General features: G+C 36.4%; 12 protein-coding genes. 9 read left to right on the forward strand and 3 right to left on the reverse strand.

What is annotated here, in order from left to right; genetic code table 11:
- Window positions 1-7 precede the first annotated feature (7 nt).
- From IIF7_RS19445 to IIF7_RS19455, 3 genes are all read left to right on the forward strand, one after another.
- Entirely contained in the window at window positions 8-4,327 is a 4,320-nt protein-coding gene (locus IIF7_RS19445) for a DUF6443 domain-containing protein (RefSeq protein WP_084843355.1), read from the forward strand.
- Window positions 4,311-4,889 (forward strand): hypothetical protein, encoded by a 579-nt coding sequence (locus tag IIF7_RS19450; protein ID WP_084843356.1) that lies wholly within the window; start codon window positions 4,311-4,313, stop codon window positions 4,887-4,889. The genes IIF7_RS19445 and IIF7_RS19450 overlap by 17 nt, the downstream gene beginning before the upstream one ends.
- A gap of 1,274 nt (window positions 4,890-6,163) precedes the next feature.
- Window positions 6,164-7,345 carry a tyrosine-type recombinase/integrase gene (locus IIF7_RS19455; protein ID WP_084843357.1) on the forward strand — a complete coding sequence of 394 codons (1,182 nt, stop codon included), beginning with the start codon at window positions 6,164-6,166 and terminating at the stop codon, window positions 7,343-7,345.
- Between the two features lie 25 nt (window positions 7,346-7,370).
- On the opposite strand, the gene IIF7_RS19460 is transcribed toward IIF7_RS19455, so the two are convergent.
- From IIF7_RS19460 to IIF7_RS19465, 3 genes are all read right to left on the reverse strand, one after another.
- Window positions 7,371-7,613, reverse strand: coding sequence for a hypothetical protein (locus IIF7_RS19460; RefSeq protein WP_084843358.1), 243 nt, complete (start codon window positions 7,611-7,613; stop codon window positions 7,371-7,373).
- 4 nt (window positions 7,614-7,617) lie between these two features.
- Window positions 7,618-7,743 carry a hypothetical protein gene (locus IIF7_RS21160; RefSeq protein ID WP_262508202.1) on the reverse strand — a complete coding sequence of 42 codons (126 nt, stop codon included), beginning with the start codon at window positions 7,741-7,743 and terminating at the stop codon, window positions 7,618-7,620.
- Between the two features lie 234 nt (window positions 7,744-7,977).
- Window positions 7,978-8,697, reverse strand: a complete 720-nt coding sequence (locus tag IIF7_RS19465) for an XRE family transcriptional regulator (RefSeq protein ID WP_084843359.1) — start codon at window positions 8,695-8,697, stop codon at window positions 7,978-7,980.
- Window positions 8,698-8,856: 159 nt separating this feature from the next.
- On the opposite strand from IIF7_RS19465, the gene IIF7_RS19470 reads away from it, so the two are divergent.
- The 6 genes from IIF7_RS19470 to IIF7_RS19490 all read left to right on the forward strand — a co-directional run bounded on the left by IIF7_RS19470 (window position 8,857) and on the right by IIF7_RS19490 (window position 12,284).
- Entirely contained in the window at window positions 8,857-9,123 is a 267-nt protein-coding gene (locus IIF7_RS19470) for a hypothetical protein (protein WP_084843360.1), read from the forward strand.
- Window positions 9,124-9,149: 26 nt separating this feature from the next.
- Complete coding sequence (locus IIF7_RS19475) at window positions 9,150-9,431, forward strand: hypothetical protein (RefSeq protein ID WP_084843361.1); 282 nt, start codon at window positions 9,150-9,152, stop codon at window positions 9,429-9,431.
- 503 nt (window positions 9,432-9,934) lie between these two features.
- Window positions 9,935-10,534 carry a response regulator transcription factor gene (locus IIF7_RS19480; RefSeq protein ID WP_084843362.1) on the forward strand — a complete coding sequence of 200 codons (600 nt, stop codon included), beginning with the start codon at window positions 9,935-9,937 and terminating at the stop codon, window positions 10,532-10,534.
- A 45-nt stretch (window positions 10,535-10,579) separates the two neighbouring features.
- Window positions 10,580-10,834 carry a hypothetical protein gene (locus tag IIF7_RS19485; protein WP_139801381.1) on the forward strand — a complete coding sequence of 85 codons (255 nt, stop codon included), beginning with the start codon at window positions 10,580-10,582 and terminating at the stop codon, window positions 10,832-10,834.
- Window positions 10,831-10,986, forward strand: coding sequence for a hypothetical protein (locus IIF7_RS20920; RefSeq protein ID WP_176219015.1), 156 nt, complete (start codon window positions 10,831-10,833; stop codon window positions 10,984-10,986). Before IIF7_RS19485 ends, IIF7_RS20920 begins: the two co-directional genes overlap by 4 nt.
- 26 nt (window positions 10,987-11,012) lie before the next feature.
- Window positions 11,013-12,284 carry an AAA family ATPase gene (locus IIF7_RS19490; RefSeq protein WP_084843364.1) on the forward strand — a complete coding sequence of 424 codons (1,272 nt, stop codon included), beginning with the start codon at window positions 11,013-11,015 and terminating at the stop codon, window positions 12,282-12,284.
- The last annotated feature ends 14 nt before the right edge of the window (window positions 12,285-12,298 follow it).

Here is a 12,298-nt window from a genome sequence, read left to right on the forward strand (position 1 = left end):
TTAAATAATGAAAAATAAAATGATTTTATGGGGAATATCCCTGTGCATATATATGATGGTCAATCAAAGTTTTGGACAGGTAACTCCACAAAAAGATTCCACAGCAACGGCTGAAACTACAGTAACTATTCAGGCAGTACAACCAGTAGAGCCACCTCCTGGAGGTGGAGGTGGGACGACTTATCCTTGGAATAGAGATAGAGATAACGACGGATATGGGGATCCTAATGATCAAGTAATGAGTGAAACAAAACCAGCAGGTTATGTTGCTGATGCTTCGGATTGCGATGATAATAACTCATCTATCTATCCTGGAGCACCTGAGATAGCAGATGGTAAAGATAATGACTGTGATGGATTAATTGATGAAGGAATACCAACGGCATTGAGTAATGAGAGTTTTGAGAATAATCTAGGTGATTGGCAACAAGTTACTAATGATAATATGGATTGGGTTTTTCGTACTGGATCTACTCCATCAGGAAATACTGGGCCTAGTAGTGCTATATTAGGCAATTACTACTTATACCTTGAAGCAACCAGCAACACCGGAAATAGAGGTGTAGTTATTAGTCCATTATATACAATCCCTCAAGGCTATGAAATGAGGTTCAATTATCATATGTACGGCCTTAATATGGGAAGCTTGAATATTGAAATTAGTTCAAATGGAACAAATTGGACTTCAGTATGGTCTAAGTCAGGTGATCAAGGTAATATATGGCATGAAGCTATAGTAGATTTGTCTTCATATGGAGGTAGTTCACGGTATATTCGTTTCAATGGACTAATCGGTTCCGATTACAGAAGTGATATTGCAATTGATAATATAGTTTTTGCAAGTGCTACAAGTGGGGGCGCAGTTGATTTCAGTGACGAGAACTATGTTTATACCCGAACATATCGTCAGGCCTACAGTAGTTCCTTGAGTCAAAATGAGGTGACCCCAGCCAAGGCGACGGAATCTATTACTTATTTCGATGGACTGGGACGAGCGATGCAACAGATCGGGATCAAGCAGTCGGCGGGGACAAATGATATCATCACCCATGTGGGCTATGATGATTATGGACGTCAAGACAAGGAATATTTGCCTTATGTGGAAGGCAGTGGTAGTGCGGGTACCTACCGCGGCGATGTGAGCGGAGCGACCAAGACCTATTATAAATCGCATTTCAGTGCTGATTTTAGTAGTTCAAACAACAGTACGGCGAATCCTTATAGTGAGAAGTTATTTGAGGCTTCACCGCTCAATAGGGTACTGGAGCAAGGAGCTCCTGGAGATGCTTGGAAAGTTAGCGGGGGCCATACGGTAGCAACCGCTTATCAGACCAATACGGCTAGTGAGGTTCGTTTGTATAAAGTAACCTTGAGCAGTAGCTATGTGCCGAGTTTAACAACTTCTGGGAATTATGTGGCTGGTAGCTTGTATAAAACGATTGTAAAGGATGAGAACTGGAGTGCTTCGACCGGCGGAAGTGAAGGTAAATTACATACTACGGAGGAGTTTAAGGATAAACAGGGTCGTGTAGTGCTCAAGCGAACCTATGGACCTGCGGATAGGAACCTGGATGGGACGATAGGCTCTGGGGAAGCAGAAGTGGTTTATGATACGTATTATGTTTATGATGATTATGGGAACCTGACCTATGTCCTTCCTCCGAAGGTTGAGGCAACGATCAACGCCCCGACTTCGGCGGAACTTGCGGGATTATGTTATCAGTACCGCTATGATAAGCGCAACCGTCTTGTAGAGAAGCGTCTTCCTGGCAAGGATGTGGAGTATTTGGTGTACAATAATTTGGATCAGTTGGCTATGAGTCAGTCTTCGGATATGCGTTTGGAGAACTCCCAATTAAATATCGACGAATGGTTGTTTACCAAGTATGATGCCCACGGACGTGTGGCCTATACCGGTAAAATCAATAATAATGGTTCGCATTCTTCGATGGAAAGCATATTTTCAAGCGCAACATATAATTACGAAGAACGTCAGGGATCAACCAGTGTAGGGGGGAAGGCGATTTATTATAGTAATCAGGCAAAGCCTACCGGGGTCAATGAGTTGTATACGGTGAACTATTACGATAATTATGATTACAGTCCTTCATTAAGTCTACCATCGAGCAGTCAGGGACAGTCGATCGTTCAAGGGGGCAGTAAAGTTCAGGGGCTGGCTACGGGAAGCTTTACCCGTGTATTGGGAACCTCCAGTTGGATAGAGATGATCAATGGTTATGATGCCAAGGGTCGTTTGATCTATAGCAAGGAGCATAACCCGTATCTGGGGACGACCCTGACCACGGAGCATTTGTTGGATTCCTTTACCGGAGAAGTTGAAAAAACAAAAACGACACATGTCAAGACGGGCAGTGGAGCCATAACCGTTACGGTAGAGGATTTTTATGAGTATGATGATCTTGGTCGTGTGACCTTGCATACCCAAAAGGTCAATGGCGGGAATGAAGAACGGATCGCAGCCAACACTTATAATGAATTGGGACAATTAGAGTCGAAAGAGGTAGGGAACCGCAAGGGGTATACGGCGCTTCAGGATGTGGAGTATGATTACAACGTACGTGGCTGGCTCAAGAGTATCAATAATATCGGGAGTACGAGCAAGCTGTTCAATATGTCATTGTATTATCATGATGGGAACAGTACGGATCTTTTCAATGGAAATATCAGTGAAGTTAAATGGCGTACCAAGAATACGGATAATGCACAAAAGAGCTATAAATACTATTACGATGCACTCAATAGGATCACCCAGGCTTATGGGGGTACCGGTAGTGGGGATAATAGCGATAAGTTCAATCTAGGGTCTTCATCCATTCCAACGACCTATGATCTCAACGGAAATATTACGCATTTGTTTAGAAGGGGAGCCGTGGTATCGAGTCCTGTATTTTCAACCTCCACCCATTTTAATACGATGGATAATTTGATCTATAAGTATGAGGGAAGCACGAACAAATTACTTCGCATCGAAGAAAACAATGGGAATGACAATTACGGATTTTTGGATCATTCTACTGCGAGTACGGAGTATACCTATGATCTCAATGGGAATTTAAAAACGGATTCCAATAAGGATATCACCAGTATCACTTATAACCATTTGAACCTTCCCACGAGTATTATCTTTAATGGGAGCAGTTCCCAGAAAATTGAGTATTTTTATGATGCCAATGGTGTTAAATTGAAGAAGCGTGTGAATAATAGCGGGAGTATCACGGAGACCTTGTATGCGGGCAATTTTATGTACCGTGGGGGCAGTCTAGATTTTTATTTCCACCCGGAAGGTTATGTGGAGCGAGACAACGGCAGTTATAAGTATTATTACCAGTACAAGGATCATCTGGGTAATATTAGAGTGACCTATGATAATGTGGGAAGCGTATCGAGCCCGAGTGCCTCGATCGTGGAGGAACATAATTACTATCCCTTTGGACTGCAACATCGTGGTTATAATGATGCCAATGGGGCACGGGGCAGTGATTTCGCGAACAATTATATGTTTGGGGGGAAAGAACTTCAGGATGAAGCTGTGGGAAGCAACCGCATAGATTACTATGACTTTGGGTCAAGGAACTATGATCCGGCAATTGGACGATGGATGAATCTTGACCCTCTTGCCGAATTAATGCGTAGGCACTCACCTTATAATTATGCTTTCAACAATCCGTTGCGTTTTACTGACCCGGAGGGAATGAATCCAAACGACATAGTTATAGAAGGTAGTCTCAAATTTAAAGAAGAGACTTTAGCAGACCTACAGCAACTTACAGATAACAAACTTGAACTTGATGATACTGGTAAGGTTGTTGAAGTGGGGTGTACTGGAAATAGCTGTAAAGAGGGAACTAGCCTTGTTTCTGATTTAATAGGTAGTGATAAAATTACAACAATTACTGAAAGTACTGATAGGAATACAACAGACGCTACAAATGAAGAAAATGCTTCAAATGGTGTTGGCTCTGACTCAAAGATTAATTATAACCCAAACCGTACTGAGGGAGGTGTTGATGTTGATGGAAATAAGGAAAGGCCAGCAGAAATCGGTTTAGCTCATGAATTGGGACATGCAAAAGATATTACAAACGGAACTGAACCAACAGGAGAATCTGATTATGTTGAACCATATGAAGATTTGGGTTCAGAACAATTTGAACCTAATTCTTTTATTTATAATACTTATAAACCAGTAAGTAATGCAGAGATTAAGGTGCGTAAAACTGTAGAGAATCCCATTAGAAGAGAACAAAATCTCAAGGCAAGAAAATTAGTGAAAAAAAGCAAATTTAAATATGATAAGAAATATTAATAGAATAGTGGTTATAATTTTTTTATCTAAATTTTTCATAGCATGTCAAGAAAATGATATAAATACATTTAAATTAAGTGACAGAATGATTAAAACTGTTGAAAATAATAAAGAATGTTTAGAAATCTTTAAAAATAATTTTGGAGTTGATTATATAGAAACTAAAAAATACCACTATGTTGAAGCTTTAACACGTAGATTTATTGAAAAAAATAAAGAGGATAAATATCAATCTTTTGTTTTGATTAAGTTAAATGAAAATGGAGAAATACCAAATTCCACCACTCTTACAATAGGAAAACTTCCCAATGGAAAAGGCGTAATCACAAAATATGTATTCACAAATAATGGCTTAAAAGGCGTATCAAAAGTTTTTAGTGATTTTAATTTTGATGAATTGTATAAAAAACTAGGAAATCAAGCTAGTAAAACATCTATACACAATACCAATGTATTGTTAATTGACTTTAAAAGTAATGAAAATTGTAGTTGTAAATTTTACAATTTATCATTATCTAAAGGAGAAAGAATAAAGAATTTTTCATTTTTTGATTTTGATTAGTTGATCAAATTTAAATTTAGATATTTTGATTAATGGGCTGATAATTATTTTTTCAGTTAAATAGATAAGGTTACTACAACTATTAACAAACCGAAAAATGGTGTAGTAATATATAACAATGGAAGAACAACACCATCTTTGCAATTTATCCGCAGAACCGAGAATAAAATTATAGGTAATTAATAATGAAAGGAATAAAGAAAATAATATTGTTTGTCTTTAATGTAATTGCTTCTATAGGGTACTCATAGAGAAAAGATTTTAACTTTATCGTATCAGTGGCAACGATTTAAGAAATGTTCATAAAACAAGTTTGTAGTTACTGACAAAGAAGGTAATGAGTAGTCAATAAAAGTTAATTATGTACAAAGAAATCTTTCTTTAAAACAGAGTGATTACAAAAAAATGACATCTGAAAAGCTAGCAGATACTAACTTGTAAGCTCGTTATGTTAAACGGTGCGGAGATAACACGAAAATTTTTAATTACGATACGATATTGAAGACTTCAAGTTAGCTTGGTAGGATAGGGCAAATCACTTTGTTTTAATTATATACAATACTAAAAACAAAATACATAAAAATATTAACGACCCTTTACCTGATAAGAGTTTAACGTTCGAATATGATTGGATTGAAGGCTAAATACGTAGAACCCAAAAAATTTTAACTAAAGAATACAAACATGTAATGGTTAAAAAAGTAAAACCGCTTGAAATGAGCCATTTTTTATATTACAATGTAAAGCTATATTTTTATTAAAAAGTCCTTGAACTTTTTTTGTTAAGCATTGTATCTGACTCCGATTTACTACTTTTGACTGTTCTGTAATTTGGGAGTAGGGCGTTATACCTCTAATTTTTTTTAAAATTATTCTGAATTTATAATGCCCAACCACTTTTACTACAATATATAAACCGTATTTTTTCTTATAATTCCAGATTTTAAGCGATAATTTTTATAATGCAGAGATTATTATTTAAAATTAAAAAAAATATTTCGAAGTAAAATAGTTTGCTATCTTTACCAAGGCGAATCAAATGAATTCAATTTTAAAGTTCACAGATCGTCAACATGAAAAATAGACACTAGTATTTATAGGGCTTTACAGACATCGGTGAATCCTGCCGAGGTCACAAAGAAGACAGTCCTTGAAACCCCGCTATTAGCGGGGTTTTTCATTTAACAGCCTTTTTTCATTTTACAAAGTTCGCTTCAAAACCTCCCTTTTTCGCAGATAAAAAGTACTTTTGTTTACGAAATGTTTACGACAGAATGAAAGGCAAAATCAAATTGTATAGGAACGATGGAGAAAGCGACCAGGGCTTCCCGGTAAAGATAATACTATCTCATCAAAGAAAAACCAGAAGGAAAACTTTTGCATACGCAAAAGCTACCGAATGGGATAATACCTATGATTTGCCGCTAGGATCTCATCCAGACTACGAAGACTTATACGACCAAATTAGTCAAATCAAAAAGATTTTTGGTACTAGACGTTTTAATGAGCAAAATAACTTTGATGCTGCTTTCGAAATGCTAGATACGTCTCCTCGTAAACAAAGTTTACGATTCATCGATTATGGAGAGGAGCGAGCCAAGTATATGGATCAGGTAAGCAGAACAGGAAACGCCAGAGCCTATAGAATTGCCCTGAAGGAATTAAAAAAATATTCCAGTATCAAAAGACTAGATGAAATTGATCGTCACTTTATGGAAGGCTTTAAACAGCATAAAAAAAGTGAGGGATTAAAGAATACTTCGGTACGGAATTATTTATATGAATTGCGGGCCATCTACAACAATGCGGTGAGGACTGGAATCATAGAAGACAAAAAACCATTTGCCAATTTATTCAATGATATTCCAGTACGAAAACGTAGAGCCAGAAATGCCTATCTCGAAAAAGATGATATCATAAAATTAGAGAATACTACCTTCACTCAGCTTAATTATAATAGAGCAAAGGATCTTGCTTTGCTGCAGTTCTATTTATGTGGTGCCGATTTTATGGACGTTTGTTTTTTGAGGAAAGAGCAAATTCATAATGGACGTGTATTTTTAAAGAGAGCGAAGCTTGGTGAAAAAGCCTATGAATTTGATATTTTACTGCATCCAAAAGCTGAAAAAATCATTAATAGGTACCAGGGGAGTGATGAGGTTTTTGTTTTTGACTGGCCAAGAAGTGAAGCCGGTTATCGTACTTTTAGGGTAAAGATGTATCGAGCTTTACAGCAAGTAAAGAAGAAATTAGAAATCACACTTAGTCCTAAAGATGCCACATTAACTTTAAAAGTGATGCGGCACACATTTGCTACGCATGGGAAATTTGCCAGAATAGAGGAGGACTTACTTCGGGAACTAATGGGCCACGAAAGAAATGATATTGATACGGTTTATAAGGATAAGTACCCGGAAGCAGAACGGGATAAGGCGCAAAAGTTGATTATTGAATAAATTCCCTTGTAGGGAGGGGAATTTATTATTCTGCAGCTACTTCATAAGTGTAGTTCTTACCTCCATCAAAGTTTGTGAGTATGTCATTTAATGTTTCTCTGAACTTTGGATCATGAGGATTTGATAAATCCTGTCCGTCTTCAGCAAAAATAATCATTAAATAAGTTGACGTTCCTAGCGGTTCAAAAGCAACATTAATTTGCCTTGCATCCTTCGTAAAATTAAAAAACGCTCTATCATAGAGCGTTTCTGATTCGTATTTATACATGCTTTTAAGCTGTTACTCGTCTTTGATTATTAAAAGAAGCAATTGTGCTATACACTTTAGCCTTTTCCTCTGCTGTAGCCATTCTCCACTGAGCCGTATCGAAAGGCTTTCCATCGTGGACATTAGCCATGTTAATTTTAGTGATTTTCATAATTAACTAGTTTTGAATATTTAATATTTGAATATATGTATGTATTTGCTTGCTTTACTATATATAAATATAAAAAAATATTTGATATATGACCTAAAAAGGCGTGCAAATATATGTATAAACCTATATAATAAAAATTTATTTTATTGTTTTACTGTTAATTAAGTCGGTTTTATATCGATTTAATTACACTAATGATGCCAGATTAATTCATCACATAAATCTTTTAATCACCTTAAATATTTGATATACGTCATTGAGGTTAATAGTAAAATCTGAATACTCCGGGCTTTTATTTCGGCTATGACAAATGATATCTCCGGTCTCTGGATCAAAATCGACAATATCTTTATGAAATATATTTTCCTTACATAGAATGATAAAACCATGCTTTGTTTTATGAAATCCATCTTTCCAATGATGCCGCCCAACTTCACGACCTAAAACCAACGCTTTGTCTGGAACATCATCTATTTTACCGCCATTCATACTATCACCTTTAATTCTAAAGGCTTTATAATTTCCACGGCCGTACTGGTCTACATTAAATACAGCAGTATCAAAATCGTGGTGAATGGTAGCATCTTCTAAAGTCTCTATATAAGAAGCGAAGGCTTCAAACGGAATGATATCCGCAGTAATATTAAAACTCCCGTCTTCCTGTTTCTGGAATAAATTTCCGTTGGTGTTTTCTAAGGGAATTTCATTTTTCACCTCTATTGGATTATTCACATTTATGTGATTTGCTTCTAATCCTTTTTTTGTGATAAGAGAAAGGAGTTCTTTTGCGATTAAATCAGATTTTTTTTTCGGCAATACATCCCTATTCTCGTAACTATATATGGTATTCTTATGCATTCCAACTAGCTCAGCAAGTTGCTCTTGTGTAAGATTAGCCCTAATCCTTAAATCTTTTAATTCTTCGCCAGTCATTTATATGTGACTTTTAAAATGTTAAAATTTAAAAAATGTGACTAACGTGATTGTAAATCACAAAAATGTGATTATATTTGTACAACGTTAGTGAAACAATTTTCAACAATTAATAGCAAACTTACGATATAAGTTTGAAGTATAAAACAAGGGAGTACCATGATAACACCTGAATTAAAAGAAGTTTACATCACCGAGATCGGTTCCGATTATGGAAATAAGATCTTGAACTTCGCTAAAAAGAAAAGATTTAAGAAAGAGCGTGGAGGCGGTTTTTACACTTCTACTACCTTTTTCAGAGACATTATGAATGGTTATCGAGAAAACTTAAGAGCAGAGCGATTTATTCATAAAGTCTACGAACATTATAAAAAAGAGAATGAGTTACACGCTAAAAAAGTAGCATCAGTTCTCGCAGCACAATAAATATTCACAATTAAATTTTCACAACTATGGTTAATCTAATTCAATTCAAATTCAATTTTCTAAGCTTAGAAGATATCGATTTTATCATCCACCAAAACAGCGTGCAACTTATGGCACTTTGGGGAATAAGCTATTACGATGCAAAGTATTATGTAGAACGAGTAATGAAGAAATTTGCAAAAGAAGGTATCGTGCAGAATGTATTAGACGAGCAGATCATATCAATTTTTGAAGGTAGGAATAACCGAAACTTTGCCCGGGAACATAGAAGAATAGGTGGCTTGGCTCAACCCTTAGCATACGCTTAAAAAAATTCAACAATTAACATCCATCATCATGAGAAGTATTATCAACGTCGAAAACTCATCAGAAAAGAACTCATCAGCTTTTCAGCCCTTCTTTTCAACAATTAATATCAACATCAAGTGTAGAGGTATTTCGCCCATCAAAAGGCTCTCAACAATTAATATTACATCAAAAAGCGATGCCCGGTTCATCACTCCCGGGCATCTTTTCAACAATTAATACTCACAATCATGATGCCCCAGGTGGGGCGTGTGAAGTATTATAAAACAAAGATACATCAACCATTCAAACGAACAAAAACAAATCATCAAATTAAGGGAACTCCCTCAACAATTAATATCACAACATGAAAGAAGATAAAGAACTACAGCACCTCGATAAGACCATTTATAGGTTGGATATCAAATCTAAAGTTTATGCCATTTTGTTTGTCTTGGTCTTAACCGGGGGCTTAGTCTTTATCGCTTTAATCAACAATTAATATTCATTTTAAATTTTCACAATTATGACTTCAATCACAACCCCAACAGCGCAAATCATTGCAGGAATCAACCCCAATTTACCAGCCGATATCGAATTTATTCCGGCAGGAGAAGGATTAAAAGTGTCTTGTCTTCAAGGCGGTCGTATCTATCCATTTAAAGAACTCGAAGCACCATTGTTTATGATGGTCGCTAATAAGTACAATACTGATCGAGGCGCAAAGCTTTTCATTAAGGCTTTACGAAATAAGCAGGGCAAGCAATATTCATTCCCTGAGCAAGTAGAAATTTACACTTTCTATATGTGGGGAGCCGTAGATGGTAAGCCTGACATCAAGAACGGGGTGTTACAACCTTCAGAGAACTTTTTAACTGGCGGGCAATGTCCTTCAATGGATTTTGATCACAAGCATATTGAGGTAGACGGAAATATCATTAACTCAAAAGATGTAAAAATCATTTTTATGGCCGCTAAGGATTTGCCGAATAAGGCCATCGCAGACGAGTTGAACATTTCCATTAGAACTTTAGAATATCATTTAACCCGGCTTTACCGAAAAGTAGGAGCGTTCACTCGTACTGGACTAGTTAACGCTGCGTATCAACATAAAATTTTAGCATAAATCATCATGGACGGAATTGTGAACATACCTGATCTATTGGATTACATGAAGAAGGAAGGACTTGTTCTAGTAAAGGAAAAAGATATTATCCCTTCACGTCTTCAAGAGCGGTACCTGCGTAAAAAGTCATTGACCTTTAAAGAAATTGCAGATGCTAATATTTGGGGTGAAATCGGCAAAAGCAGAGTAGAGGCTATTGCTCAGGAACTTTTACCGCATGAGAAATTCAAGACTGGAAACAAATGGAAGGTTCACAGATCCGCAGTAGAACGTATCGCAAAAAACAGAGGCACACTATGAAAATGACAATCAATAACACCAAAGGCTTTTGGGAGGTAAACGGAAAAAGAGCCAAAGACTGGAACGTAAATGAACAACGATTTATGAATGATTTTATAAAGAAAGTCAAACCCAAATCGGGCGTTCCTTTAGAAGTCGAAATCGAGAAATAAATATTCAACAATTAATATTCAAAATCATGAGAAAAGAGATCAAATTAAAAAGCTTAAAACTATCCTACTTCAGAGGGATTCAGCGTAAAGAAATCAACTTCCAAAATCATCACACAAACATCTTTGGAAAAAATGAGGCTGGAAAAACTACGCTTGTAGATTCATGGAGCTGGTTACTATTTGGTAAGGATAGTAATGGTAATAGCCAGTTTGAGGTTAAGCCATTGGATAAATATAACAACTACTTATCGGGTGTGGAAACTGAGGTAGTAGGTGTATTAGATGTGAATGGAGAAGAAGTAGAGCTTAAGCGTATTCTTAAAGAAAATTGGAGCCGTCCAAAGGGGCAGGAGCAAAAAGTATTTAAAGGGAATGTTACCGATTTCTATTGGAATGATGTTCCAATGAAGCTTAAAGAATACACCGCGAAGGTTCAAAATATCTTAGATGAAAACATTTTCAAGCTTATTACTAATCCACTTGCTTTTGATGCTTTGCCATGGAAAGAAAGAAGAGCTGTACTTATCGAAATGTGCGGTGATGTTAGCGATAATGACTTAGCACAATCAAATCCAAAATATGAGAGCCTGGTAAAAGTGCTTTCTAATAAAACTTTGGAAGAGTATAAAAAAGAAGTTGCAGCGAAACGGCTAAAATTAATTAAAGATCGTGAGGCTATCCCTACGCGTATCGATGAGGTGTATAGAGGAATGCCGGAAGATCGTGATTTCGATGTAATCCGGGAAAAGATTAATTTTAAGAATGAAGAACTGGCTGAGGTTGAGGCAAATATTAATGATAAATCTAAGGCTCAAAACGCCCTATATGAAGAGCGAAGTAAAACTAATTCGAAGATTCATCAGCTTAAAACAGAGCTTCAAAACATCAAATTTGAAATTGAGCGCAATGTAAAGGCTTCGCAAACTCAAGATACTACCAAACTGGACGAACTTACTCGTAAGATCAAATCTAAAAAAGAAGCGATCGCCGATTATGAAGCAGCGGTAAAGCGGTTTGAAACCAGTATTCAGGATATCGATAAACAACGTGATCGTTTACGTGAACAATGGCATACTGAAAATGCTAAAAGTTTCGAGTTTAACGAATCGGAATGCAAGTGCCCTACTTGTAAACGTGCTTTTGAAGCTGAAGATATTGCAGTGAAAAGAACCGAATTAGAAACGAATTTTAATCAAGCTAAGCAAAATAAACTTGCTGAAATTCAAAAAAACGGTGGTGAACTTAAAGAACAATCTGAAAAACTTTCTCAGCGAATAAAAGATGCTCAGCGTGGATGAGCCGGCCATAGTGA

Origin of the sequence: Zunongwangia atlantica 22II14-10F7, assembly GCF_002094855.1 — a bacterium.
GTDB classification, from domain to species: domain Bacteria; phylum Bacteroidota; class Bacteroidia; order Flavobacteriales; family Flavobacteriaceae; genus Zunongwangia; species Zunongwangia atlantica.

Coding starts and splice junctions, on each gene's coding strand:
- IIF7_RS19455 (WP_084843357.1), top strand. CDS start 6,164: ATGAAAGGCAAAATCAAATTGTATAGGAACGATGGAGAAAGCGACCAG.
- IIF7_RS19460 (WP_084843358.1), bottom strand. CDS start 7,613: ATGTATAAATACGAATCAGAAACGCTCTATGATAGAGCGTTTTTTAAT.
- IIF7_RS21160 (WP_262508202.1), bottom strand. CDS start 7,743: ATGGCTAATGTCCACGATGGAAAGCCTTTCGATACGGCTCAGTGGAGA.
- IIF7_RS19480 (WP_084843362.1), top strand. CDS start 9,935: ATGACTTCAATCACAACCCCAACAGCGCAAATCATTGCAGGAATCAAC.
- IIF7_RS19445 (WP_084843355.1), top strand. CDS start 8: ATGAAAAATAAAATGATTTTATGGGGAATATCCCTGTGCATATATATG.
- IIF7_RS19475 (WP_084843361.1), top strand. CDS start 9,150: ATGGTTAATCTAATTCAATTCAAATTCAATTTTCTAAGCTTAGAAGAT.
- IIF7_RS19470 (WP_084843360.1), top strand. CDS start 8,857: ATGATAACACCTGAATTAAAAGAAGTTTACATCACCGAGATCGGTTCC.
- IIF7_RS19450 (WP_084843356.1), top strand. CDS start 4,311: ATGATAAGAAATATTAATAGAATAGTGGTTATAATTTTTTTATCTAAA.
- IIF7_RS19465 (WP_084843359.1), bottom strand. CDS start 8,697: ATGACTGGCGAAGAATTAAAAGATTTAAGGATTAGGGCTAATCTTACA.
- IIF7_RS20920 (WP_176219015.1), top strand. CDS start 10,831: ATGAAAATGACAATCAATAACACCAAAGGCTTTTGGGAGGTAAACGGA.
- IIF7_RS19485 (WP_139801381.1), top strand. CDS start 10,580: ATGAAGAAGGAAGGACTTGTTCTAGTAAAGGAAAAAGATATTATCCCT.
- IIF7_RS19490 (WP_084843364.1), top strand. CDS start 11,013: ATGAGAAAAGAGATCAAATTAAAAAGCTTAAAACTATCCTACTTCAGA.